The following is a 25,482-nucleotide window of genomic DNA, read 5'->3' as shown; positions in this document are numbered from 1 at the left end:
GTTCCGCTAACCGTCCGGCTGCGGTTCGCGTACCAGGATGCGGACCGCCCGGGCGGCGGCGACGGCGGCCAGCAGCACCGCGTGTCGGGGTTCCGGCACGTCCAGCAGCCGGTCGGCGCGCAGCGCGGCCAGCGACGCGAGCCGACGGTCGGCCAGCACGCTGTCCACGGCCCGCCGGTCCCCGCCGGCCACCACCGCGTCCAGCCGGTCGACCTGCGGCAGCAGCAGCCGGACCGCCAGCTCCACCGCGTCGGCCAACGCCGCCTTGGCCTGGTTGTCCCGCCGCCGGGCGAACCGCTGCTGCGACCAGCCACCCGCAGCGGTACGTCCCTGCACGTGGCGGGTGTCCACCTTGTGCACCGGCAGCCGCTCCCCCTCGGCCACCCCCACCGCCACCGCACCCTTGCGGGCCAGCAGCAGGCCGATCCGGCGCGGTGTCGTCGCGGCGGCCACGAAGGTGGCCAGATCCGAGGTGGGCGGCGCGCCCGGTGGGGTGTGCAGCTCGGCGGTGGCACCGTCCGGGGCGGTCAGCAGCAGGCCGTACCCCTCGACGGTGGCGGTGGGTGCGCCGTGCCGGTCGGTGAAGCCGGCCACCCAGCGCGCGACGCGGGCCGGCTCGACCTCCACCCATCGACCGCCCCCGGCCGCCGGCCTGCTGCTCATGCCACGACCGTACGGTACGGGCCGGCACCGCCGCCGGGCGGGAAACGGGTGACGCGGCAGGACACCCGCCCGGGTGTCCTGCCGCGTGTACTCCTCGTCGGTCAGTGCACGGTGCGGCTGCCGCCGGTCAGTGCACGGTGAGGTTGCCGCCGGTCAGCTTCACCTCGCCGGTTCCCGCACCCGTCCAGTCGGACGAGAGGAGCAGCCGACCGCCCTGCCAGAGGGTGAGCCCGACGCCGTCGTTGCGGCCGGGGGCACCCCGGTCGGTCACCGTTACCGCAAGCGTCAGACCGCTCGCCACCAGCTTGCCCTTGCTGTCGTGCAGGCTGGCCCGGTAGCGCACCTGGGCGGCCTTGCCGGCGGAGGTCACCCCGAGGCCGTCGACGGTCGTGGCCCTGACCTGATAGGTCTTGCCGCCGGAGCGGAACTCGATCTCGGCCTTGCCCGAGGCGGCCTTCTTGCCCGTGGCCGGCTTCGCGTTCAGCTCCACCTCGACCTTCGAGTTCCGGTCGGCCGGGTACGCCCCGGCGGACCGGTCGACGCTGAGGTGCCCACCACCGGTGAGGAACCCGCCGTCGGAGCCGGCCACCCGCACCGTGGCGGTGGTGCTGCCGGTGTAGTGGCCACCGACCGTCGCGGTGACCGGGTGCGTGCCCGCCGGCAGGGTGGCCTCGCAGGCGGCCGAACCGGTGGTGGTGGCGGTGGCGAGCAGTAGTTCCACCGGTGCGGTGCAGAGCGTCGCACCGCCCGCGGTGAAGGTCACCGTGGCGTTGCGCAGGTCACCACCGGTGGTGTCAGTCGCCGAGGGCGGCACGGAGCTGTCCCGAAGCACCGCCCGGAGCAGGGTCTTGCCGGCGTCGCCGCGCTTCGCGGTGCTCACCAGCGTGTCACCGGCCCAGCTGACCGCCGCGTCTTCCGGGGTGACCCGGATGGTGAACGAGGTGCTGCCGGTCAGGCCGGTGCCGTCGGAGACGGTGACGGTGACCGGGTAGTCGCCCGGGGCCGCCGCGGTGGTGCCGGTGACCGTCCAGTTCCGGGTGCCGGGCCGGGTGTCCGTCCCGGAGGTGTCCGCCAGGGTCAGTGCCAGCCCGGCCGGCAGACCGGTGGCGGACGCGGTAAGCGCCGCCCCGGTGCCGTCGGCGTCGGACGCGGTGATCGTGACCGCCGGTGAGAGCGCGTCGCTGTACTGGACGCCGGCCCCGCCCGCCGGGGCGTCGTGGGACACCTCGGGAGCGGACCGGATGGTGAACTCGGCGTCGTTGACGGCGAAGAAGACGTTCCCGACCGCTTCGATCTTGAGCCGAGCCTGCCCGGTCGCCACGTTCGGCAGGTGCACCGTGGCGCTACCGGTGTTCGGGGTGCTCTCGGCCAGCACGTACGGGAAGGTCTCGCCACCGTTGACGGAAAGCGTGATCTTCACGTTGCTGACGTTCACCGGCGCCGCGTCGGTGCCGGCCACGTCCCAGGTCACGGTCTGCGCCGAGGCACCGTCCAGGACGGCGGCGCTGGCCTGCGAGGTGACCAGGAACGGCCCGGCGTCCGGGGCAAGCGTCAACGCGATGTTGGCGCTGCCGACGCCGCCGCCACCAAGCCGACCGTCGCGGGCGGTGAGCTTGAAGTTGAGGGTCCGGTCGTTGTTGACGCCGACCCAGTCCCGGGTGGGCAGGAACTCCGAGTAGCAGTCCAGGATCTCCGGCGGGACGTTCGAGGCGCTACCGCTGGCCGGCGGCGCCGGCGCGGCCGGGCAGGTGCCGGTCGCGGCGTTGGTGTTGCCCGCCAGGACCTGCTTCAGGTCCGGGAATACCCGGGTCGAATTGGTGGTGACCGCGTTCTGGCCCGGCGAGTGGTACTTCAGGGCGTCCTCCGGCGACACCCACGCCGGCTCGCCGAAGACCCGGAACAGTGGGCCGTTGGTCTTGGTGTTGTTCATCAGCGCGGTACCGGCGGTGCCGCCCCGGTCGTTCTGCTCCCACAGGTACGTGAGCACGTCGCGGTCGGCGTCGATGGCGCTGCCGGTGAGCGCGAACGGCGTACGCACCGGAATTGTGACGTTCTCCGGCACGGTGACCACGGGGGCGTGGTTGGTGGTCTGCTCGACCAGGTGGCCGCCGTTGTCGACGGCGCCGCCCTTGGCGGTCTCGCCGACAAAACCGGTGACACCGGTGACGTTGGTAAGGGCGAACGCTGCGACGTTGGTGGCGGCCAGGGCACCACCGAAGGTGACCTGGAAACCGGTGTCGTTGAGCGCGCCACTGCCACCGAAGGCGGCCACGGTCACCGTGGCACCCGCCGGCCAACCCGGAATCGCCTCGATCGCCGCCTTGATCCCGGCGGTGGTGTAGTTGACCCCGCGCACGATCGGCGTCGAGTCCGCGCCACCGTAGTTGACGGTGAACGAGTCACCGTCGGTGTCGAAGTCGCGAAGCGACACCGTCTGCACCTCGTTGATCGCCGGCCGGGTCGAGGTCACGAAGTTCGTGATCTCGGTGTAGGTGCGGTGCGACCAGTACGGATCGGTGTGCGGCTGGAGGTTGTCCTGCTGGCAGATGCCGGCGTACGCCATGATCGACGAACCGCTGCCCGGCTCGTACGAGTTGGCCGCGCTGCGGTTGCCGCCCGAGCAGTTCCACTGGTTGCCGTTGAAGGTGTGGTTGCCGGCGAACTGGTGGCCGATCTCGTGTGCCACGTAGTCCACTGCGAAGTAGTCCCCGACCGGGTTCGGCAGGCCGGTGCAGCCGCGCGCCTTGCCGTCGCCGCCGACCACGCCGAGGCCGGCGACGCCGCCACCGCTGAGGCCCAGACCGATGTGGCCGACGTCGTAGTTACCGGCGCCGATGAGCTGACCGAGCACGATCCGGTTGCGGTTCAGCAGGCCACCGGTGCAGCCGCTGAGCTGGGCCGGGGTGTAGCAGGCCGCGCCACCGCACGGGCCGTTCGGCTCGGTGGCCAGCGCCGGGGTGTTCAGGTTCGTCTTGTCGGTCTCGTTTACCAGTACGAGCCGGATCGCGGTCTCATCCTCGTAGATCTGGTTCACCCGGTTGATCAGCGTCACCTTCGCCGCGGTCACGTTCTCCGCGCCGAAGTAGCTGGCGTACGACGGGTCGGTGACGAAGGCGAGGCGGTAGGTGCGCAGCGTCACGAGCGGACCCACCACCGGCTCGTCGTGCGCCTCGTGGATCTCGTCGTGCAGCGCGTGGGCCGCTGACTCGACGTCCTCCCGCTCGACGAAGTCACCGTTGCGGTTCTCCAGGTCCCGGGCGAAGTAGCTCGCGTACAGGCTCTGGTCGCGCTGGTAGTAGGGGTCGATGTACCAGGCGCCGTCCGCCGAGCGGACCGAGGCGTGGAAGCCGAGCGGGGTCAGGTCGGCCCGGATCGTCGCGGTCGGATCGTCCAGGCCCCGGCCCGCGTACGTGTTGATCTCCGGATGCTTCGCGGCCAGGGCGGCTTCCATCACCGGCGACTTCACCAGTTCGAAGCGCTGAAAGCTGCCGTCCGGCGCGGGCAACGAGACGACCTGGCTCGCCTGACGCGAAGCCCGGCGGTTCTCCGTCGGCGCCTTGTCCAGCACGCCCTTGATACCGGCCCGGTCCAGGGTGTAGGCGCTCAGTCGCTTCGCCTTGATGGCGGCCGCCCGGCCGGACTTGGTCGCGGCGGGCTTGCCGTCCACTTTGCGCCACGGCCCGTCGGCCGAGGGTGCGGCGCCGACCGGCGACGGTGCCGCCAGGACCGGCAGCATCGCCGCGGTCAACGCGGCAACCAGGACTCCGGCCAGTCGCCCACGCCGGGACCGGCCACCTGATCGGTGGGTACGGGGGATCCTCAAGTCAGCTCCCTGATCGTGAAGGGTGAGACCGAACCGCGCCGCCCCGGGTCGGCGGGACGGACCCGGATGATCTACGGATCTGACTGCACCCTAGGCGGACGGCCGATGCCGAACATCCACCGATCAGCGGAAGAACCTCTGGCACGACCGCCGGGTGAGCGAATCGCAACAGGACCGTCGCGAGTTCTTAACGGGTGGATCGCCGACAGTGGACCGGGGGCTGCTGCGCAGCAGTCGACCGGAGACCAATGTCAACGTCGTCAGTGACTGAGGAGGGTGGCGATGGCGAGTGCCGCGATGATGGTGCTCGACAGCAGGGCGGTGACGAGCCGGCCACGGTCGCTGGTGAGCACCCGGCCGACCACCGTGCCGCCCGCGGCGATCAGCAGTTGCCAACTGGCCGAGGCGATGAACACACCGAGGGTGAAGAGCGTCGCGATGGCGGTACCGGAACCGCCCAGGTCCGCCCGGCCGAGCACCAGCGCCGTGAAGTAGACGACGGTGGCCGGGTTGAGCAGGGTCAGCGCGAGGACCCCGACGAACGCCCGTACCGGCGTCTCCAGGCCGCGTCGCCCGGCCCGGCCGTCCGCCCCACCCTCGACGCCCACCCGGACCTCGACGCCCGGCCGGCCCCCGGTGTCCGCCCGGCCCTCGACGCCCGGCTGGTCCGCGGTGCCCGAGTTCGGGTGGGCTGGGCCGCGGGGCCGCAGGGCCCGCCATGCCCCGTGCCCGGCGAGGGCGAAGAGGACGGCCGCCGCGACCAGCCGCAACGGGGTAGCCAGCGGGGCCAGCCAGCCAGCGACGATGGCACCGCCGAACGCGGCCAGCCCGGCGTAGATCCCGTCCGCGGTGGCCACTCCGAGCGCGGCGGACGCGCCCACCCGGAACGAGGTGCGCGCGGCGAGTCCGAGGATGAGCACGGCGATCGCACCGACCGGGACGGCGACACCGTAGCCGGCTATCAGGCCAGCCAGGAGGGCGCCGGTCACGACCGTACGCGGTGCCGCGAGAGCGTTCCCGCAGCCGGCTGCTGTCGGCGCACGGCGGTGGCCACGGCGACAGGGAACGGCTGCATCGGGTACGTCTCACTCACGCCGTCATCCTGCGACGGTGACGCCACCCGCCGCCACGCATATTCCGCCGACCCGACCTGGCTCCGCTGGACAGCGCGGGGTTCTGCGTTGCTCGCCGGTGGGGCACCGCAGGAAGCGCTGCCAGCGACAATTTTGAATGGTTGCTCCACGGAAACCGCCATCCCCACCATTGAGGGCGGAGAAATCGGTCGCGACCACGACACGAATTCGAAACTGACCCGCAACAACGGGCAACATGCGGCGGCCATCGCCGCCATGAACGCCACCCGGTCCAGGCAACAACAAATCCACGTATCTGGATTGCAAACCCATCAGAGTACGGGATTAAAAAGGTAGATCATATCCCTCTACATCGATCTCTTTTGCGCCTAGCATCTGTGTCAGTCAATCACCGGACCGACGGTTACCCGGCCACAAGCCGGGTGGCCGAGCATGGAAAGGAGGCGGGAGATGATCTTCTCCCGGCCACCGCGACGCCTCGGGCGCCTCGGACTCACCGCCACTGCGGCGCTCACCACTGTGGCCTTCGCCGCCCCGGCCAGCGCCGAACCCGCGGCAGGACAGGTCCTGCACGTCGGCGACCGGACCGCCGTCACCGACTCGTACATCGTGGTGCTGAAGGAGAGCAAGGTGAGCCGGGCGCAGGTCGGGGCCACGGCAAAGACGCTCGCCGACAGGCACGGCGGAACCGTCGCCCGCACCTACCGCGACGCGCTGCGCGGCTTCGAGGTGCAACTGTCCGAGCGGGCGGCCAAGCGGCTGGCCGCCAACCCGGCCGTCGACTACGTCCAGCAGAACCGCACCGTCTCCATCTTCGACGCCCAGTCCCCGACTCCGTCCTGGGGTCTGGACCGCGTCGACCAGCGGGCACTGCCATTGAACGACGTCTACACCTATCCGAACGACGGGAGCGGCGTCACCGCATACATCATCGACACCGGCATCCGGTTCTCCCACGCCGACTTCGGCGGGCGGGCCATCTCCGGCTTCGACGCCATCGACGGCGGCAGCGCCGACGACGGCAACGGCCACGGCACCCACGTCGCCGGCACGGTCGGCGGCACCGCATACGGCGTGGCCAAGGGGGTCACCCTGGTCGGGGTACGCGTGCTGAACAACAGCGGTGGCGGCACCTACGCGCAGGTCATCGCGGGTATCGACTGGGTCACCGCGGACCATCAGCCGGGTGCGCCTGCGGTGGCGAACATGAGCCTGGGCGGCGGCTTCGACCAGGCCACAAACGACGCGGTCAGCCGCTCCATCGCCGACGGCGTGGTGTACTCCATCGCCGCCGGCAACAGCGGCGCCAACGCCTGTAGCTTCACTCCGGCCAGTACCCCGGAGGCGATCACCGTCGGCGCCACCACCAGCGCCGATGTCCGGGCCAGCTACTCCAACTTCGGCACCTGCCTGGACATCTTCGCTCCGGGCAGCCGCATCACCTCGGCCTGGATCGGCAGCGACACCGCCACCAACACCATCGACGGCACCTCGATGGCGGCACCGCACGTCGCCGGTGCCGCCGCCCTCGCTCTGGCCGCCAACCCCGGCTACACCCCGCAGCAGATCCGCGATCTGCTGGTCAACGACGCCACCAACAACGTGGTGACCAGTCCGGGCACCGGCTCGCCGAACAAGCTGCTCTACACCGGCAACATCGTGCCGCCCACCCAGGACTTCGGCCTCACCGTCACCCCCGGTGCCGGCACCGTCGACCCCGGCGGCTCGACCACCGCCACGGTCGGCACCACCACCACGGTCGGCACGCCGCACAGCGTCGAGCTGAGCATCACCGGCCTACCGACCGGGGTGACCGCCAACTTCAGCCCCGCCACGGTCACCTCCGGCGACCCCGCCACGCTGACCCTGACCAGCACCGCCAGCACCCCTTCGGGTCAGTACCCGCTGACCGTGCTCGGCACCGGACCGGAGACCACCCAGAGCACGTCGTTCATCCTCACCGTGAACGGTCCCCCCGGCTGCACACAGACCAACGCCACCGACTACCCGATCAACGACAACAGCACCATCGAGAGCACGATCGTGATCCACGGCTGCGCCGGCAACGCCAGTGCCACCAGCACCATCGACGTGCGCATCCACCACACCTGGATCGGTGACCTCACCGTCTCGCTGATCGCCCCGGACGGCACCGCGTACGTGCTGCACAACCGCACCGGCGGCAGCGCCGACAACATCTTCCAGACCTACACCCAGAACCTGTCCGGCAAGGCCGCCGACGGTGCCTGGAAGCTCCGCGTCCAGGACTCCGCCGGCGGCGACACCGGCTACCTCGACAGCTGGACGTTGAGCCTCTGAGCTGACCAGGCAAGCAACCCGACCGGAGACGAAACAGCGCCCGGAGAGCCGGCCATCGCCGGTGCTCCGGGCGCCACGTCCGGTAGGGATCAGACGTTGAAGCCGAGGGAACGGAGCTGGTCGCGGCCCTCGTCAGTGATCTTGTCGGGACCCCACGGCGGCAGCCAGACCCAGTTGATCCGGATGTCGTTGACAAGTCCGCCGCCGGGGCCGGTGGTCAGCGCCTGGCGGGCCTGGTCCTCGATCACGTCGGTGAGCGGACACGCCGCCGAGGTGAGCGTCATGTCCAGGGTGGCCACGTTCTCGTCGTCGACGTGCACGCCGTACACCAGGCCGAGGTCGACCACGTTGATGCCCAGCTCCGGGTCGACGACGTCCTTCATCGCCTCCTCGACGTCGGCCACGGCGGCCTTGCCGCCGCCAGCCGGCGACGTCGTGCCGTCGGTCGCCACGGCGCCCGTCTCAGGCGTGGTGGTTTCCTCGGTCATGCCTTCACCTCCGTCGGGCTCACGCCCACCCCGGCGCGTGCCGCGGCGTCCTTGAACGCCATCCACGGCAACAGCGCGCACTTGACCCGGGCGGGATAGCGGGCGACTCCCTCGAACGCCACCCCGTCGCCGAGCACCTCCTCGTCCGGCGTGACCTGGCCACGGCCGGACATCAACGCCAGGAACGCCGCGTGCACCTCGAACGCCTCGGCCGCGCCCCGGCCGGTCAGCAGCTCGTGCAGCACGCTCGCGGACGCCTGGCTGATCGAACAGCCCAACCCGTCGTACGACACGTCGTGCAGGACGTCGCCGTCGGTGGCGACCCGGACGGTCACCTCGTCGCCGCAGGTCGGGTTGACGTGGTGCGCCTCGCCCACCTGGTCGGCCGGGTCGGCGGCGTCGCGCAGCCCGCGACCGTGCGGGTGCTTGTAGTGGTCCAGGATGATCTCCTGGTAGAGAGACTCAAGTTGCATCAGCCGAACACCTTCCGCACCTGTTCCAGGCCCGCCACCAGGGCGTCGATCTCCTCTGTGGTGGTGTAGAGGTAGAACGAGGCCCGGGTCATCGCCGGCACCCCGAACCGGGTGCAGACCGGCCGGGCGCAGTGGTGACCCACCCGGACCTGCACGCCGAGGGCGTCCAGCACCTGCCCCACGTCGTGCGGGTGCACGTCGCCGAGCGCGAACGAGATGGTGCCGCCCCGACCGACCGGCACCTCCGGCCCGAAGATCCGCAGGCCGGGCACGCTGCCCAGGGCATCCAGGGCGTACGCGGTCAGCTGCTTCTCGTGCCACTGGATCGCCGGCATGCCGAGGGCGGTGAGGTAGTCCACCGCCGCGCCGAGCGCGACCGCCTCGGCGATCGGCGGGGTGCCGGCCTCGAAGCGGGCCGGCGGCGCGGCGAACGTGGAGCCGCCCATCGCCACCGTCTCGATCATCGAGCCGCCGCCGAGCACCGGGGGCATCGCCGCCAGCAGCTCGGCCCGTCCCCAGAGCACCCCGATGCCGGTCGGACCGCACATCTTGTGCCCGGTGAAGACGATGAAGTCGGCGTCCAGGTCGACCACGTCGATCGGCATGTGCGGCACCGACTGCGAGCAGTCGAGCAGCAGCAGTGCACCCACCTCGCGGACCCGGGCGGTGATCCGCGAGGTGGCGTTGACCGTGCCGAGGATGTTCGACATGTGCACCAACGAGACGATCTTCGTCCGCTCGTTGACCAGGTCCGTCAGCCCCGACTCGTCCAGCCGGCCGCCGTCGGTGACCGGGAACCAGCGCAGCGTCGCGCCGGTCCGCTCGGCCAGCAGCTGCCACGGGACGATGTTCGAGTGGTGCTCCATCTCGGAGATGACGATCTCGTCACCGGGGCCGAGCCGGAACCGAGGATCGGCGTCGGGACGCAGCGAGGCGTTCGAGAAGGCGTACGCCACCAGGTTGATCGCCTCGGTGGAGTTCTTGGTGAACACCACCTCGTCCACGCTCGGCGCGTTGACGAAGGCCGCGATCCTGCCCCGGGCCGCCTCGTACGCCTCGGTGGCCTCGGTGCCCAGCGTGTGCACCGAGCGGGACACGTTCGCGTTGTGCCGCTCGTAATGCTCGCGCAGCACGTCGAGCACCTGGCGCGGCTTGTGCGAGGTGTTGGCGCTGTCGAGGTAGACCAGCGGATGGCCGTTGATCTCCCGGTCCAGGATCGGGAAGTCGGCGCGTACCGCCGCCACGTCGAAGCGCGGCACGTCGTCGTACTGCGGCATCCCTGACGGGATCGCGATGGTGGTCATCGTCGTGACCGACCTTTCCTCGGAATTCAGACCCGCGCCGAACCGGCCCCGGCCACGTACCGCTCGTAACCCTCTTCTTCGAGCTTGTCGGCCAGCTCCGGGCCGCCCTGCTCGACGATCCGGCCGGCGACGAAGACGTGCACGAAGTCCGGCTTGATGTAGCGCAGGATCCGGGTGTAGTGGGTGATCAGCAGCAGCCCGGTGTCACCGGTGTCGCGGACCCGGTTGACGCCCTCGCTGACCACGCGCAGCGCGTCCACGTCGAGACCGGAGTCGGTCTCGTCGAGGATGGCCATCTTCGGCTTGAGCAGCTCCAGCTGCACGATCTCGTGCCGCTTCTTCTCACCGCCGGAGAAGCCCTCGTTGACGTTGCGCTGGGCGAAGGCCGGGTCCATGTGCAGGCGCTCCATCGCACCGCGCAGCTCGCCGCCCCAGGTACGCAGCTTCGGCGCCTCGCCGTCGATCGCGGTCTTGGCGGTACGCAGGAAGTTCGCCACCGAAACGCCCGGCACCTCGACCGGGTACTGCATGGCCAGGAAGAGGCCGGCGCGGGCCCGCTCGTCGACGGAGAGCTCCAGCACGTCGGCGCCGTCAAGCGTCACCGAGCCGCCGGTGATCTCGTACTTCGGGTGGCCGGCGATCGAGTACGCCAGGGTCGACTTGCCGGAGCCGTTCGGGCCCATGATGGCGTGCGTCTCGCCGGAGCGCACGGTCAGGTCGACACCGTGCAGGATCGGCTTGAGCTCACCCTCGGGCAGCTTGACCGACACCTGCAGGTCACGGATCTCCAGGGTGCTCATTATCGGGTCACTCCATTACTCGGCGTCAGACTGACGTAGATGTCGCCGTCGCGTACGTCGACGGGATAGACGGGTACGGGTTCGGTGGCGGGCAGCCCGGTCGGCTCGCCGGTACGCAGGTCGAAGCGGGAGCCGTGCAGCCAGCACTCAAGCGTGCAGCCCTCCACCTCACCCTCGGAGAGCGCCACGGCGGCGTGCGAGCACTCGTCGTACACCGCGTAGAACCGGTCGTCCTCGCCGTGCACGACGGCGATCTGGGTGCCGTCGACGTCGGCGCTGATCACGGTGCCCTTCGGCACGTCCTCGACGGCGCAGATGCGGATCATCAGGCGCCGGCCTTCGTCAGCCGGGCCTCGATCGTCTCGCCGAGCCGCTCGCGCAGCTCCTCGACCGGGATCTTGTTCAGCAGCTCGGCGAAGAAGCCGCGCACCACCAGCCGGCGCGCCTCGGCCTCCGGGATGCCCCGGGCCATCAGGTAGAAGAGCTGCTCGTCGTCGAAGCGGCCGGTGGCGCTCGCGTGGCCGGCACCGGCGATCTCGCCGGTCTCGATCTCCAGATTCGGTACGGAGTCGGCCCGCGCGCCGTCGGTGAGCAGCAGGTTCCGGTTGATCTCGTACGTGTCGGTGCCGGTCGCCTCGGCGCGGATCAGCACGTCGCCGACCCAGACCGTACGGGCGCTCTCGCCCTGCAACGCGCCCCGGTAGCCGACATGGCTGCGGCAGTCCGGCACGGTGTGATCGACCAGCTGGCGGTGCTCCAGGTGCTGGCCGGAGTCGGCGAAGTAGACGCCGTACAGCTCGGCCTCGCCGCCCCGGTCGGTGTACTCCACGCTGGTGTACTGGCGGACCAGGTCGCCACCGAGGGTGACCTGGACGTGCAGCACCCGCGCGTCCCGGCCCAGCCGCACCTTCAGGTGCTGCGCCTGCACCGCGTCGTCGGCCCAGTCGGCCACCGTGACCAGGGTCAGCTTCGCCCCTTCGGCCACCGTCACCTCGACGTTGTCGGCAAGCGTCGTCGAACCGACGTGCTCCAGCACCAGGATCGCCTCGGCGAACCGGCCCACCTCGACGAAGGTGTGCCCGAAGGCCAGGCCCTGGCTACCCTCGCCGACCGCCCGCAGGATGGTCGGACCGCTCACCACGGCGTCCTGCGCCACCCGCACCAGCAGCGCCTCAGTGGCGCCGCCGTAGGCCAGCGCGCTGACCCGGTCAACGGGGGTGAGCACGCTCCCCACCCGCGGGTCGTCGGTGCCGACCCGCTCAACGGAAACGCCCTCGGGCAGCTCGGTGTATTCGTGCCGGAGCGTGCCGGCCGCGGTGCGATCGTCGCCGACCAGCCCGCGCAGCCGCTTGAGCGGGGTGAAGCGCCACTCCTCCTCCAGGCCGGTGAGGGCCGGGAAGTCGGCGACGTCGTACGAGCGCAGCGCCTGCGACTTGGTGCTGGGCGGCGCGGAAGCCTGGGTAGTCATCTCGTCCTTGGTCTGTTCTTGCGACGACGGTGTAGGTGCTTCGGTGGCGGGCCGGCCCATGCCGGCCCGCCGGGCGGGGCGGTCAGCCGACCGCGCCCTCCATCTGAAGCTCGATCAGGCGGTTGAGCTCCAGGGCGTACTCCATCGGCAGTTCCTTGGCGATCGGCTCGATGAACCCGCGCACGATCATCGCCATCGCCTCGTCCTCGCTCAGGCCCCGGCTCATCAGGTAGAAGAGCTGGTCCTCGCTGACCTTGGAGACGGTCGCCTCGTGCCCCATCGACACGTCGTCCTCGCGGATGTCGACGTACGGGTAGGTGTCGGAGCGGGAGATCGTGTCGACCAGCAGGGCGTCGCACTTGACCGTGCTGGCGCTGCTGTGCGAGCCCTCCAGCACCTGCACCAGGCCCCGGTACGAGGTCCGGCCGCCGCCCCGGGCGATCGACTTCGACACAATGGTGCTGCTGGTGTGCGGCGCCGCGTGTACCATCTTGGCCCCGGCGTCCTGGTGCTGGCCCTCGCCGGCCATGGCCACCGAGAGCACCTCGCCCTTGGCGTGCTCGCCGGTCATGTAGACCGCCGGGTACTTCATGGTGACCTTGGAGCCGATGTTGCCGTCGATCCACTCCATGGTCGCGCCCTCGTGACACACGGCACGCTTGGTGACCAGGTTGTAGACGTTGTTCGACCAGTTCTGGATGGTCGTGTAGCGGCACCTGGCGTTCTTCTTGACCACGATCTCCACCACCGCGCTGTGCAGCGAGTCGGAGGAGTAGATGGGCGCGGTGCAGCCCTCGACGTAGTGCACGTACGCGCCCTCGTCGACGATGATCAGCGTCCGCTCGAACTGGCCCATGTTCTCGGTGTTGATCCGGAAGTACGCCTGCAGCGGGATCTCCACGTGCACGCCCTTCGGCACGTAGATGAACGAGCCACCGGACCACACGGAGGTGTTCAGTGCGGCGAACTTGTTGTCGCCGACCGGGATCACCGTGCCGAAGTACTCCTTGAAGATGTCCTCGTGCTCCTTGAGGGCGGTGTCGGTGTCGAGGAAGACGACCCCCTGCTCCTCCAGGTCCTCACGGATCTTGTGGTAGACCACCTCGGACTCGTACTGCGCCGCGACCCCGGCGACCAGCCGCTGCTTCTCCGCCTCCGGGATGCCCAGCTTGTCGTAGGTGTTCTTGATGTCCTCGGGCAGGTCCTCCCAGCTGGCGGCCTGCTTCTCGGTGGAGCGCACGAAGTACTTGATGTTGTCGAAGTTGATCCCGGTGAGGTCCGCGCCCCAGGCCGGCATCGGCTTGCGCTCGAACAGCCGCAGGCCCTTCAGGCGCAGGTCGAGCATCCAGGCCGGCTCGTTCTTCTTGGCCGAGATGTCCCGCACCACCGCCTCGTTGAGGCCACGCTGGGCGGAGGCACCGGCGACGTCCGGGTCGGCCCAGCCGTACTCGTAGTTGCCCAGGGCGGCGAGCTGCTCCTCCTGGGTCAGGGGCTGGACGATCTGCTCGGTCATCTATCTGTCCTCACAGTGGTGACGGTCTTACCGGACTGGGCAGGCGGCGAGCCGGGAATGTGCGTGGTGCACACCCCGTCGCCGTGCGCGATGGTGGCCAGGCGCTGCACGTGCGTGCCGACCAGGCGGGAGATCACCGTGGTCTCGGCCTCGCACAGCTGGGGAAACTCGGCGGCCACGTGCGCCACCGGGCAGTGGTGCTGACAGAGCTGGCCGCCGGAAGCGATCGTGGACGCACTGGCAGCGTATCCCTCGGCGGTCAGCGCCGCGGCGAGTGCCTCGGCCCGGGCCATCGGATCGTCCCCGGCGTCGGCCAGGGCGGCCCGGCAGCGGGCCTCCAGGGCGGCCACCTGCTCGGCGGCGAACTCCTCCACCGCCCGCGCGCCGCCCGTACGGGCGATCCAGCGCAGCGCGGCGGTGGCCATGTTGTCGTAATGGTGGGTGCCACAGCGGCTGCGGGCGGCGTCGGTAAGCAGGAACACCTTGGCCGGGCGACCCCGCCCCCGGTGCCCGCGGACCACCTGCTCGCTGGCGATCACGTCGCCGTCGGCGAGCATCGCGTCGAGATGCCGGCGGATCGCCGCCGGACTGAGCCCCAGCGCGGCACCCAGCTGGGCGGCGGTGGCGGCCCGGCGCTCCAGCAGCAACTGGGTGACCCGGTCCCGGGTCGAGACATCCGCCGACGCGGCACGGGCCTCCCCCGACACCCGGGCGGACTGGGCCGCACCGGCGGCCGGAACGGCCGTCGGTCGGTGCCCAGGCAGCGCCGCCGCGTTTTTCACAACGCCAACGTTACGTATTTCCCGGGGGCCTCGCAAACTCGGGGTAGGGGTGATCCGAACCACCGGTGGAGCGGATCCCGACACGCCTCGATCACTACGGTGCGTAGGATTTGCGCCGTGACGCCCGCTACCCGGTCTCCGGTCTCCGCCACTCTGCTGCGTCGGCTCGCGTTCGCGTCGATCGTCGCGAACGTCGCAATCGTCGGCACCGGCGGGCTGGTCCGACTGACCGCCTCCGGCCTGGGCTGCCCCACCTGGCCCCGGTGCACCGACGACTCGTACGTCTCCACCCCGGAGATGGGCGTCCACGGGGTGATCGAGTTCGGCAACCGGCTGCTCACCTTCGCGGTCGGGGCCATCGCGCTCGCCGTGGTGGTGGCGGTGCTGCTGCACCGGCCCCGACGGCGAGGACTGCTGCCGCTGGCCCTCGGGGTGCTCTTCGGCATCCCGGCCCAGGCCGTGATCGGCGGGATCACCGTGCTGACCGACCTCAACCCGTGGGTGGTCGGGCTGCACTTCCTCGCCTCGATGGTGGTCATCGCCGTGGCGTACGCCCTCTGGCGGCGGATCAAGGACCCGGACGGCCCGGTGGTGCCGACCGTGCCCGCACCGCTGCGCACCCTGGCCCGGCTCACCGTCGTGGTGAGCGCCTCCGTCCTGGTGGTCGGGACCTGGGTGACCGGCAGCGGACCGCACGCCGGTGACCACGGCGCGGCCCGCAACGGACTCGACCCGGAGAACATCTCCCAGGTCCACGCCGACGGGGTCTTCCTGCTGCTCGGCCTCTCGGTGGCGCTGGTCTTCGCCTTCCGCGCCGTCGGCGCCACCCGGGCCGCCCGCGCCGCCACCGTGCTGGTCGGGGTGGAGCTGGGCCAAGGCGTGATCGGCTTCGTGCAGTACTTCACCGACCTGCCCGCGCTGCTGGTCGGCGCGCACATGGTCGGCTCCTGCCTGGTGCTGCTGGCCACCCTGGGCATGCTCTGGTCGACCCGGGAACGCCGCCCGACCGCCGTTCCCGAACCGTCCGAACCCAGCCCCGTCGAGGTTCCGGTCCCCGCCTGAGCCGACGCCCTCTCAGCCGGCTCAGGCGCAGGGCGCCCTCAACCGACTCAGGCGCAGGGCGCCCTCAACCGGCTCAAGGCGCAGGCGCCCTCAGCCGGCTCGGCGCAGGTGGGTGACGATCGCCTCGGCCAGCCGGTCGGGGGCACCGTCGGCGTAGCCGAGGAACAGCGACGGCTCGGTCAGCTCCAACTCGACGAGTACCGGCGCACCGTCGTCGCCGGGCAGCAGGTCCACCCGGGCGTAGAGCAGCCGCTGCGCCGCACCGGACACGGCCGCAAGCACCTTCTCGGCCACCGCCAACTGCTGGGCGGTGGCGGTGTGCGGGCTGATCGTCTCCGGCCGGTACATCCCGTCCAGGCCGCGATCGGGGCCGGTCAGCAGGGCACCCTTGCGGATCGCGTGGCTGAACCTGAGCCCGTCCGGGCCGGCGAGGAAGAGCAGGGCCGTCTCACCGGCGGTGTCGACCGCCCGGAGGTACGGCTGGAGCATGGCCGTCCGGCCCGCCTCGGTGAGCCGGCGCACGTGCGCCTCGGCCAGCGTACGGTGCTCCGGGTCGGCGAAGTCGTAGCGGCCGGTGTCCGCGGCGCCCGCGCTGACCGTCGGCTTGACGACGTACTCGCCGTGCCCGGTGCCGGGGCGCCAGGGCTGCCCGGGTGCGACCCACTCGGTCGGCACGGTGGGCACCCCCGCGGCCGAGAGTTCGTCGAGGTAGCGCTTGTCGGTGTTCCAGCGGACCACGTCGGCCGGGTTGACCAGCCGGGGCACCCGCTCGGCCCAGGCGACGAACTCGTCCCGGCGCAGCGCGTAGTCCCACGGAGAGCGGAGCACCACGAGGTCGTACCCGGCCCAGTCGACCGTCGGGTCGTCCCACACGGCCGGGGTGACCGAGATGCCGCGGGCGGCCAGCGGCGCACGGACCAGCCGGTCGTCCGGCTCCAGGTCGGCGAAGTCGGCGCAGGTCACGAGAGCGACCCGAGGTTCCCCCCGGGCCGGCGGGCGATGCGGTGGTGCGGACGGGGCGGGCGGTGGTGCGCTCATGGCATCGCTACCTCGGCGGGACGTGGCCGCCAACTAGTACGGCCGCAGCGGCCGGGGTGGGCCACTGCGACCGATCGGACACAGGTCAGTTATCACTATTTCGACGAACTGTCGGGTTATGTCAGCGTGCCATCGTGCGTCGGGCCATCGAACGCCAGAGGTCGTTGCTCGGACGCATCTGGTCCATCAGTTCCCGTTCCCAGGCGTTCTCCACGGCGACCCCGGCCTGCGCGCAGGCCTCCCGGGCCACGACCGTGTCCTCCGCGAACTGGTCACCCCACGCGCCGTCGGAGCCCACCAGGACGATCCGTGCGCCGCGCTTGCCGACGTACTCGATGACCGCCTTCGCCCCGCCGTGCTCGGCGGCGAACGACTTGATACCCGCCACCACGCCGCTGGGGGCCTGACCGGAGGCGGTCTGATCGGCCGTCAGCGTCGTATCGGAACCATCTGCCATAACCCGAAGCCTATGCAGAGCGGCACCCTAACGGGCGAGAACCATGAACCTTTTGTGATACCGATTACGCCTTGGTTTAAGCAGGCAGGAAGGTGTTTCGCCCGTATTTTTCCGGGCACAACCGCCCTAACCGCCGTCCTAGATGGCCAGCAATCGGATCATGCTGGCCGATCGGCTCATCCGGGGCTCATCCCCCGCTAGGGCGAATTGTGCCGACAAAGGCGCATCGCACCTCATCTATCGGGCTCCACCGCCGGGACCTGCGGCCGGTGGTCAGCGGGCTGCTGCTGTTAAGAAGGCTGCTCCTGTTAAGAAGGGGCCCTTCCTATACACGAGGCGTTAAGAGGGGGCCCTTCCTTACCGCTCAGAGCAGGGCGTCGAGGGCGGCGGCGGCGAAGACGATGGTCAGGTACGTCGTCGACCAGTGGAACAACCGCATCGGCTTGACCGCCTCGCCCCGGCTGGCCCGGCCGGCGAGCTTGTGCGCCTCGACGAGGAAGATCGCGCCGACCACCAGGGTCGGTACGCCGTAGACCGGGCTCAGGCCCAGTGCCCAGACGGCCAGCGAGGTGAGCACGGTCAGCCAGGCGAAGAGCAGGATCTCGGCGTTCACCCGCCGCACCGAGGCCACCACCGGCAGCATCGGGATGCCGGCGCGGGCGTAGTCGTCCTTGTACTTCATCGCCAGCGGGTAGAAGTGCGGCATCTGCCAGAAGAAGACCACCGCGAAGAGCGCCCAGGCCACCGGCGACAGCGACCCGGTCACCGCCGCCCAGCCGATCAGCACCGGAGCGGCCCCGCAGGCCCCACCCCAGAAGGTGTTCGCCGCCGTGGTGCGCTTGAGCCAGAGCGTGTAGATCACGTCGTAGTAGACGATGGCGGCCAGGGTGAGCCCGGCGGCGAGCAGGTTGGTGAAGACCGCCATGAGGGCCAGCGAGACCGCCGCCAGCACCAGACCGAAGATCAGGGCGTTGCGGGGGGTCACGGTGTGTGCCGGCAGGGGGCGACGCTTGGTCCGCCGCATCAACTGGTCGATGTCCCGGTCGATGTAGCAGTTGAGCACGCTGGCCGCGCCGGCCGCGAGCGAGCCACCGACCAGCACCACGGCGACCAGCCAGAGCGACGGCATCCCACCGTGCGCGAGCATCATCGCCGGCACCGTCGTCACCAGCAGCAGCTCGACGATCCGGGGCTTGGTCAGCGTCACGTACGCCGCCACCACCACCCGCAGGTCGCGGGAGCGGACCGGGGTCTCCTCCGCCGAGCGCACCGGCGACTGTCCGGCAGGGGTACTGACCGGGCGCTCGGTGATCATGCTCACGGATTGCCACCTTCCGGCGTCGGCAGGGGAGTTTTTCGGCGGCCGGACCCGGCTCGGGCCGGCACACCGCCCCACACACTACGCGCTGTCGTTTTGGCTGCCCGGGCGACCCGGTAACGGTGCGGACCGTCACACCGGCGACTGAACCGCCGCGCCGACGAAAAACGTACAGACCAGCATGCTGAGATCCTCGGGCACACGTTTAGCGTCGCTCGATAGGGTCAGCAGTGAGGGTTCCGCCCATCTCGCCGAGGAGCACTAACCACCGTGGCTGCCAAACGACCTGCGCCCCCCGCACTTGACTGGTCCGACCTCGATCGCCGTGCCGTGGACACCGTCCGCGTACTGGCCATGGATGCCGTGGAGAAATCCGGCAACGGCCATCCGGGCACCGCGATGAGTCTCGCCCCCGCGGCGTACCTGCTGTTCAACCGGGTGATGCGGCACAATCCGGCCGACCCGAACTGGGCCGGCCGGGACCGCTTCGTGCTCTCCGCCGGGCACTCCAGCCTGACCCTCTACATCCAGCTCTTCCTCGCCGGCTACCCGCTGAGCCTGGACGACCTGAAGTCGCTGCGACAGTGGGGCTCGCTCACCCCGGGTCACCCCGAGCACGGGCACACCCCGGGTGTGGAGACCACCACCGGCCCGCTCGGGCAGGGCCTGGGCAACGCCGTCGGCATGGCCATGGCGGCCCGCCGCGAGCGCGGCCTCTTCGACCCGGACGCCGAGCCCGGCGAGTCCGTCTTCGACCACCACATCTGGTGCATCGCCTCGGACGGCGACATCGAGGAGGGCATCAGCCACGAGGCCAGCGCCCTGGCCGGGCACCAGCAGCTGGGCAACCTCTGCCTGATCTACGACGACAATGAGATCTCGATCGAGGACGACACCCGGATCGCGATGAGCGAGGACGTGGCGGCCCGCTACGCGGCGTACGGCTGGCACGTGCAGACCGTCGACTGGCGGCGCGGCGACGCCGACCAGGGCGACTACCACGAGAACGTCGAGGAGCTGTACCAGGCGCTGCTGGCCGCCAAGGCGGAGACCGGCCGCCCATCGTTCATCGCGCTGCGCACCATCATCGGCTGGCCGGCACCGAACAAGCAGAACACTGGCAAGATCCACGGTTCGGCGCTGGGCGCCGACGAGGTGGCCGCCACCAAGGAGATCCTCGGCTTCGACCCGGCGGGTTCCTTCGAGGTCACCGAGGAGGTGCTCGGCCACACCCGGGCGGCGCTGAGCCGGGGTGAGGCCGCGCAGCAGGAGTGGACGACCGCCTTCGACGCCTGGGCGAAGGCCAACCCGCAGCAGCGCGCGCTCTACGACCGGCTCGCCGGTCGGGTACTGCCCGAGGGGTGGACCGAGGCGCTGCCGGAGTTCCCCGCCGACGCCAAGGGCGTCGCCACCCGGGCCGCCTCCGGCAAGGTGCTGGCCGCGCTCGCCCCGGTGCTGCCCGAGCTCTGGGGCGGCTCGGCCGACCTGGCCGAGAGCAACAACACCACGATGAAGGGCGAGCCCTCCTTCGTCCCAAGCCAGTACGCGACCAAGGAGTTCCCCGGCCACGAGTACGGCCGCACGCTGCACTTCGGCATCCGGGAACACGCCATGGGCGCGATCCTCAACGGCATCGCCCTGCACGGCGGCACCCGCCCCTACGGCGGCACCTTCCTGGTCTTCAGCGACTACATGCGTCCCTCGGTGCGGCTGGCCGCGCTGATGAAGCTGCCGGTGGTCTACGTCTGGACGCACGACTCGATCGGGCTCGGCGAGGACGGCCCGACCCACCAGCCGATCGAGCACCTCACCGCGCTGCGGGCCATCCCCGGCCTGGACGTGGTCCGCCCCGCCGACGCCAACGAGACGGCCTGGGCCTGGCGGCAGGCGCTTGAGCACACCGACCGGCCGACCGCGATGGCGTTGAGCCGGCAGGCGCTGCCCACCCTGGACCGGTCCGAGCTGGCCGGGGCCGACGGGGTCGCCAAGGGCGGCTACGTGCTCGCCGAGGCGTCCAACGGCAAGCCCCAGGTGATCATCGTCGGCACCGGTTCCGAGGTGCAGCTCTGCCTGACCGCCCGGGAGCGGCTGGAGGCCGAGGGCACGCCCACCCGGGTGGTATCGATGCCGTGCCAGGAGTGGTTCTTCGAGCAGGACGAGGCGTACCGGGAGTCGGTGCTGCCGCGTGGGGTAAAGGCCCGGGTGAGCGTGGAGGCGGGCATCGCGATGTCCTGGCGCGCGATCGTCGGTGACTGCGGCGAGAGTGTCAGCATCGAGCACTACGGCGCGAGTGCCCCGCACACCGTGCTCTTCGAGCAGTTCGGCTTCACCCCCGACCGGATCGTCGCCGCCGCGCACGCGGCGCTGACCCGGGTCGGGGACATCACCGGTTTCACGACCGGCAACTGAGGGGAGCGGCGTACATGACTGACCGGCTGGGCGAGCTGACCGCTGCGAAGGTGGCGGTCTGGCTCGACGATCTGTCCCGGGTACGACTCAGCTCCGGCGGGCTGGACCAGCTGCGCCGGGAGCAGCACGTGGTCGGGGTTACCACCAACCCGACGATCTTCGCGAAGGCGTTGAGTGACGCCGACGAGTACGACTGGCAGCTGCGGGACCTGGCCACCCGGGGCATCGAGGTCGAAGAGGCCGTACGCATGCTCACCACGTACGACGTGCGGTGGGCCTGTGACGTGATGCGCCCGGCGTACGACGCCAGTGCCGGCGTCGACGGTCGGGTCTCCATCGAGGTGGACCCGCGGCTGGCCCACGAGGCGTCGCGCACCGTCGCCGAGGCCAAGGCGCTCTGGTGGCTGGTCGACCGACCGAACCTGTTCATCAAGATCCCGGCGACCGAGGCCGGGCTGCCGGCGATCACCGCCGCGCTGGCCGAGGGGATCAGCGTCAACGTCACCCTGATCTTCGGCCTGGACCGCTACTCGCAGGTGATGGAGGCGTTCCTCGCCGGGCTGGAGCAGGCCAGGGCGAACGGCCACGACCTGTCCACAATCGGCTCGGTGGCCTCGTTCTTCGTCTCCCGGGTCGACACCGAGGTCGACAAGCGGCTGGAGAAGATCGGCTCGGAGCAGGCCAGGGCGCTGCGCGGCAAGGCCGCGGTGGCCAACGCGCGGCTGGCGTTCGAGCGCTACAGCGAGGTTTTCTCCTCGGCGCGGTGGCGGGCGCTTGCCGACGCCGGGGCGCACCCGCAGCGGCCGCTCTGGGCGTCCACCTCGACGAAGAACCCGGACTACCGGGATGTCATCTACGTCGAGGAGCTGATTGCCCCCGGCACCGTAAACACCATGCCGGAGTCGGTGATCCACGCGTACGCCGAGCACGGCGAGACGCACCCGGACACCGTCACCGGCGCGTACGACGACGCCCGGCAGGTCTTCGCCGACCTTGAGTCGGTCGGTGTGGACCTGGCCGACGTGATCGACACGCTGGAGCGTGAGGGCGTGGAGAAGTTCGAGGCGAGCTGGAACGAGCTGCTCGACGGGGTCCGCAAGTCGCTGGCCGCCGCCGGGCAGGGCACCGACAGTCCGAGCGACGCCGCCCGCAGCAACGCCGACGCCGCCGCGCGGGCCGGAGGCAATGCGTGACGGTGCGCCCCGGCCCCGCCCACGCCGCCGCCTCCTCGGGGCGGCGGCGTGGGTGAGCTGCTGGACGCGCCCGCCGAGGCCGCCGGTGGTCTCGCGGTGTACGGCGCGGCGGCGGTCGACGCCGCCGCGCCGGCCTCCACCCGGCAGGCGCTGGTCGAGGCCGGCACACCGGGCCGGTTGGCCGCCGGGGACCCGAGGTGGTGGGGTCCGTCGGCGGCGGCCGGACTCGGCTGGCTGGCCGCCCACCGCCACGGTCGCGACCTGCTCCCCCAACTCGCCGAGCTCACCGCCGAGCTGGCCGACCTGGACCACGTGGTGCTCGCCGGCACGGCCGGTGCGTCGCTCGCGGCCGAGGCCGTCGCGCGTACCACCGGCCGGCCGTTGACCGTGCTCGACACGACCGATCCCGGTCGGGTCCGCGCCGCGCTCGCCGACCGGCTTTCCCGCACCGTGGTGGTGCTGGCCGGCGGCACCGGCGCACCGGTGCAGATCGACAGTTTCCGGCGCGCCTACTGGCAGGCGTTCCTGGATGCGGGGCTGACCGAGGCCGAGGCGGGCCGGCACTTCGTGGTGGTCACCGAGCCGGGTTCGCCGTTGGAGGCGGTCGCCGCCGAACTGGGCGCGATCACCGTACCGGCCGACCCGTGGGCAACCGACCGCTACCGCGCGCTTACCGCGTACGGGCTGGTGCCGTGCGCGCTGGCCGGCGTCGCCGTGGCCGACCTGCTCGACCAGGCCGAGGAGTTCGCGGCGTCGCTGGGCCGGCCGGAGCAGAACCCGGCGCTGGCGCTCGGTGCCGCGCTGGCCGCCGCCGCGACGACCGGGCGGGACAAGGTCGCGCTTGTCGCCGACGGCAGCGGCGTCGAGGGTCTCGGCGAGTGGGTGGCGCAGTTGCTCGCCGGCACCGGCCGGGACGGCCTGGGCATCCTGCCGGTGGTGGTGGAGTCGCCGACGGCTCCCGGGGTGACCGGCAGCGACATGCTCACCATCAGCTACGGCGGTGCGCTCACCGTCGGCGACGTGCCCGCTGCCGGCACGGCAGCCGACCTCGCGGTCAACGGCCCGCTCGGCGCCCACTTCCTGGCCTGGCAGTACGCCACCGCGGTCGCCGCCACCGTGCTCGGGGTCGACCCGTTCGACCCGCCGGACGCCGGCTCCGGCGGGCACGTCCCGGCGGTCCTGTCCGACGAACACGTTCCGGCGATGCTGGCCGAGCCGCTGGTGCCGGCGCCGTCGGCCGTCGAGGGCGCGATCGAGGTGTACGCCCCGCCGGGCGCTCCGGCCGAGCTGACCGGCGCCCTGCGCCATCTGTTGCAGGGGCTGGACGCGGACGGCTACCTGGCCGTGGTCGCGTACCTGGACGGGCAGGCCGACGCCGCCGCAGCCCGGCTGCGTCCGCTGCTGGCCGAGGTCACCCGGCGGCCGGTCACCTTCGGTTGGGCGCCACGCCACCCGCAGGCCATCGGGCAGTACCACATCCATGGCCCACGGGTGGGTAGTTTTCTTCACGTGACCGGTACGGTCGACGTTGATCTGCCGGTGCCCGGAAGGCCGTACTCCTTCGGGGAGCTACAGGCGGCGCAGGCCGCCAGCGACCGCCGGGCTCTGGCCGGTCGCGAACGCCCGCTACTGCACCTGCACCTGACCGACCGGACGGCGGGCCTGGCCCAGCTGCTCGACGCGGTCGGGTCCCTGCGGGCATGAGGATGGACGACGTGGACGAGCGGAGCGAGGAGGCGGCGTGAACCCGCTGCGCGACCCGCAGGACCGGCGACTGCCGCGGATCCCGGAGCCCTGTGCTCTGGTGATCTTCGGAGTGACCGGTGACCTGGCCCAGAAGAAGCTGCTGCCGGCGGTGTACGACCTGGCCAACCGGGGGCTGCTGCCGCCCGGTTTCGTGGTGGCCGGCTTCGCCCGGCGCGACTGGCGGGACGGCGACTTCGCGTCGCTGGCCCGGGAGGCGGCCAAGGCGCACTGCCGGACCCCGTGGCGGGAGGAGGTCTGGTCCCGCCTCGAGCACAACATCAAGTTCGTCGGTGGCTCGTTCGATGACGACGCGGCCTTCGACCGGCTCGCCCAGTGCCTGGACAACCTGCGCGACAGCCACGGCATCCACGGCAACGCGGCCTTCTACTTCTCCATCCCGCCGGCCGCCTTCCCGGTGGTGCTCAAGCAACTCGCCCGCACCGGCATGGCCGACAACGAGAAGTGCGGCGGCTGGCGCCGGGTGGTGGTGGAGAAGCCGTTCGGGCACGACCTGCCCTCGGCCAAGGCGCTAAACGACCTGGTCGACGACGTGTTCACCCGGCAGGACGTGTTCCGCATCGACCACTACCTGGGCAAGGAAACCGTCCAGAACATCCTCGCCCTGCGCTTCGCCAACAGCCTCTTCGAGCCGCTGTGGAACTCTCAGTACGTCGACTCGGTGCAGATCACCATGGCCGAGGACGTCGGGATCGGCAGCCGGGCCGGCTTCTACGACTCGGTCGGCACCGCCCGCGACGTGTTGCAGAACCACCTGCTGCAACTGCTCGCCCTGGTGGCGATGGAGGAGCCGACAAGCTTCGACGCCGACGAGATCCGGGCCGAGAAGCTCAAGGTGCTCAAGGCCATCACCCTGCCGCAGGACGTCGCGGAGGGCACCGTACGCGGGCAGTACCTGCCCGGCTGGGTCGGTGGCCAGCGGGCCAAGGGCTACCTGGAGGAGGACGGCGTCCCGTCGACCTCGACCACCGAGACGTACGTGGCGGTCCGGCTCGGCATCCAGAACCGCCGCTGGGCCGAGGTGCCGTTCTACATTCGGGCCGGCAAGCGGCTGCCCCGGCGGGTCACCGAGGTCGCGGTGATCTTCAAGAAGGCACCGCACCTGCCGTTCACCTCGGCCGACATGGAGATGCTCGGCAACAACCAGCTGGTCATCCGGGTGCAGCCGGACGAGGGTGTGGTGCTCAAGTTCGGCTCCAAGGTGCCGGGCACCACCATGGAGGTCCGCGACATCGCGATGGACTTCCAGTACGGCGAGGCGTTCACCGAGTCCAGCCCCGAGGCGTACGAGCGGTTGGTGCTGGACGTCCTGATCGGCGACCGGACGCTCTTCCCGGACGCCGCCGAGGTCGAACAGAGCTGGGCCGTGGTTGATCCGCTGGAACACGCCTGGGAGGGCAGCAAGCCGGAGCCCTACCGCGCCGGCGAGTGGGGGCCCCGGGCCGCCGACGAGATGCTGGCCCGCGAGGGCCGGGCCTGGCGGCGGGCGTGACCGGGCAGCACGAGCAGACCAG

At 71.0% G+C, this 25,482-nt stretch carries 20 protein-coding genes; 6 read left to right on the top strand and 14 right to left on the bottom strand.

The window, feature by feature from the left end:
* Nucleotides 1–6: 6 nt before the first annotated feature.
* The 3 genes from AC507J_RS18550 to AC507J_RS18540 form a co-directional block, all read right to left on the bottom strand.
* Nucleotides 7–663 carry an acVLRF1 family peptidyl-tRNA hydrolase gene (locus AC507J_RS18550; RefSeq protein WP_496290422.1) on the bottom strand — a complete coding sequence of 219 codons (657 nt, stop codon included), beginning with the start codon at nucleotides 661–663 and terminating at the stop codon, nucleotides 7–9.
* 127 nt (nucleotides 664–790) lie between these two features.
* Nucleotides 791–4,486, bottom strand: a complete 3,696-nt coding sequence (locus AC507J_RS18545; protein WP_496290421.1) for a reprolysin-like metallopeptidase — start codon at nucleotides 4,484–4,486, stop codon at nucleotides 791–793.
* Between the two features lie 260 nt (nucleotides 4,487–4,746).
* Nucleotides 4,747–5,475 carry a LysE family transporter gene (locus AC507J_RS18540; protein WP_496290420.1) on the bottom strand — a complete coding sequence of 243 codons (729 nt, stop codon included), beginning with the start codon at nucleotides 5,473–5,475 and terminating at the stop codon, nucleotides 4,747–4,749.
* Nucleotides 5,476–6,030: 555 nt separating this feature from the next.
* Between AC507J_RS18540 and AC507J_RS18535 the strand changes: the two genes are divergently transcribed.
* A complete protein-coding gene (locus AC507J_RS18535; RefSeq protein WP_496290419.1) occupies nucleotides 6,031–7,899 on the top strand; it encodes a S8 family peptidase in 1,869 nt (622 codons plus the stop codon).
* A gap of 89 nt (nucleotides 7,900–7,988) precedes the next feature.
* On the opposite strand, the gene AC507J_RS18530 is transcribed toward AC507J_RS18535, so the two are convergent.
* From AC507J_RS18530 to AC507J_RS18495, 8 genes are all read right to left on the bottom strand, one after another.
* Nucleotides 7,989–8,387 carry a metal-sulfur cluster assembly factor gene (locus AC507J_RS18530; protein ID WP_496290418.1) on the bottom strand — a complete coding sequence of 133 codons (399 nt, stop codon included), beginning with the start codon at nucleotides 8,385–8,387 and terminating at the stop codon, nucleotides 7,989–7,991.
* Nucleotides 8,384–8,860: a Fe-S cluster assembly sulfur transfer protein SufU gene (sufU, locus tag AC507J_RS18525; RefSeq protein WP_496290417.1), complete on the bottom strand. Its 477-nt coding sequence runs from the start codon at nucleotides 8,858–8,860 to the stop codon at nucleotides 8,384–8,386. Before sufU ends, AC507J_RS18530 begins: the two co-directional genes overlap by 4 nt.
* Nucleotides 8,860–10,164 carry a cysteine desulfurase gene (locus AC507J_RS18520; RefSeq protein WP_496290416.1) on the bottom strand — a complete coding sequence of 435 codons (1,305 nt, stop codon included), beginning with the start codon at nucleotides 10,162–10,164 and terminating at the stop codon, nucleotides 8,860–8,862. Before AC507J_RS18520 ends, sufU begins: the two co-directional genes overlap by 1 nt.
* Nucleotides 10,165–10,190: 26 nt before the next feature.
* Nucleotides 10,191–10,964, bottom strand: coding sequence for a Fe-S cluster assembly ATPase SufC (sufC, locus tag AC507J_RS18515; RefSeq protein WP_496290415.1), 774 nt, complete (start codon nucleotides 10,962–10,964; stop codon nucleotides 10,191–10,193).
* Nucleotides 10,964–11,290, bottom strand: a complete 327-nt coding sequence (locus AC507J_RS18510; RefSeq protein ID WP_496290414.1) for a non-heme iron oxygenase ferredoxin subunit — start codon at nucleotides 11,288–11,290, stop codon at nucleotides 10,964–10,966. Before AC507J_RS18510 ends, sufC begins: the two co-directional genes overlap by 1 nt.
* Nucleotides 11,290–12,432 (bottom strand): Fe-S cluster assembly protein SufD, encoded by a 1,143-nt coding sequence (gene sufD / locus AC507J_RS18505; protein ID WP_496290413.1) that lies wholly within the window; start codon nucleotides 12,430–12,432, stop codon nucleotides 11,290–11,292. The genes AC507J_RS18510 and sufD overlap by 1 nt, the downstream gene beginning before the upstream one ends.
* Nucleotides 12,433–12,514: 82 nt before the next feature.
* Nucleotides 12,515–13,945, bottom strand: a complete 1,431-nt coding sequence (sufB, locus tag AC507J_RS18500) for a Fe-S cluster assembly protein SufB (RefSeq protein WP_496290412.1) — start codon at nucleotides 13,943–13,945, stop codon at nucleotides 12,515–12,517.
* A complete protein-coding gene (locus AC507J_RS18495) occupies nucleotides 13,942–14,727 on the bottom strand; it encodes a helix-turn-helix transcriptional regulator (protein WP_496290411.1) in 786 nt (261 codons plus the stop codon). Before AC507J_RS18495 ends, sufB begins: the two co-directional genes overlap by 4 nt.
* 99 nt (nucleotides 14,728–14,826) lie before the next feature.
* Here AC507J_RS18495 and AC507J_RS18490 point away from each other — a divergent pair, with 99 nt between their 5' ends.
* On the top strand, nucleotides 14,827–15,789 hold the full coding sequence (locus AC507J_RS18490) for a COX15/CtaA family protein (RefSeq protein WP_496290410.1): 963 nt from the start codon (nucleotides 14,827–14,829) through the stop codon (nucleotides 15,787–15,789).
* Between the two features lie 90 nt (nucleotides 15,790–15,879).
* Here the strand turns inward: AC507J_RS18490 and AC507J_RS18485 are convergent, their stop codons facing one another.
* The 3 genes from AC507J_RS18485 to AC507J_RS18475 all read right to left on the bottom strand — a co-directional run bounded on the left by AC507J_RS18485 (nucleotide 15,880) and on the right by AC507J_RS18475 (nucleotide 18,605).
* A complete protein-coding gene (locus tag AC507J_RS18485) occupies nucleotides 15,880–16,827 on the bottom strand; it encodes an ATP-grasp domain-containing protein (protein WP_496290409.1) in 948 nt (315 codons plus the stop codon).
* A gap of 121 nt (nucleotides 16,828–16,948) precedes the next feature.
* Nucleotides 16,949–17,284 (bottom strand): hypothetical protein, encoded by a 336-nt coding sequence (locus tag AC507J_RS18480; RefSeq protein ID WP_341716762.1) that lies wholly within the window; start codon nucleotides 17,282–17,284, stop codon nucleotides 16,949–16,951.
* Between the two features lie 364 nt (nucleotides 17,285–17,648).
* Nucleotides 17,649–18,605 carry a heme o synthase gene (locus AC507J_RS18475; protein ID WP_496290408.1) on the bottom strand — a complete coding sequence of 319 codons (957 nt, stop codon included), beginning with the start codon at nucleotides 18,603–18,605 and terminating at the stop codon, nucleotides 17,649–17,651.
* A 267-nt stretch (nucleotides 18,606–18,872) separates the two neighbouring features.
* Between AC507J_RS18475 and tkt the strand changes: the two genes are divergently transcribed.
* Genes tkt through zwf form a run of 4 tightly spaced genes read left to right on the top strand, consistent with a single transcriptional unit; the run spans nucleotide 18,873 to nucleotide 25,460 of the window.
* Nucleotides 18,873–21,011 (top strand): transketolase, encoded by a 2,139-nt coding sequence (gene tkt, locus AC507J_RS18470; protein ID WP_496290407.1) that lies wholly within the window; start codon nucleotides 18,873–18,875, stop codon nucleotides 21,009–21,011.
* Nucleotides 21,012–21,025: 14 nt separating this feature from the next.
* Nucleotides 21,026–22,204, top strand: a complete 1,179-nt coding sequence (gene tal / locus AC507J_RS18465; protein WP_496290406.1) for a transaldolase — start codon at nucleotides 21,026–21,028, stop codon at nucleotides 22,202–22,204.
* Nucleotides 22,205–22,252: 48 nt separating this feature from the next.
* Nucleotides 22,253–23,908 carry a glucose-6-phosphate isomerase gene (locus AC507J_RS18460; RefSeq protein ID WP_496290405.1) on the top strand — a complete coding sequence of 552 codons (1,656 nt, stop codon included), beginning with the start codon at nucleotides 22,253–22,255 and terminating at the stop codon, nucleotides 23,906–23,908.
* Between the two features lie 37 nt (nucleotides 23,909–23,945).
* Nucleotides 23,946–25,460, top strand: a complete 1,515-nt coding sequence (gene zwf, locus AC507J_RS18455) for a glucose-6-phosphate dehydrogenase (protein WP_496290404.1) — start codon at nucleotides 23,946–23,948, stop codon at nucleotides 25,458–25,460.
* Nucleotides 25,461–25,482: the final 22 nt, after the last annotated feature.

It is taken from the genome of Micromonospora sp. PRAS1 (genome assembly GCF_059553435.1).
The sequence above is the reverse complement of the archived record's forward strand: the minus strand, read 5'-3'. Positions and strand labels throughout refer to the sequence as shown.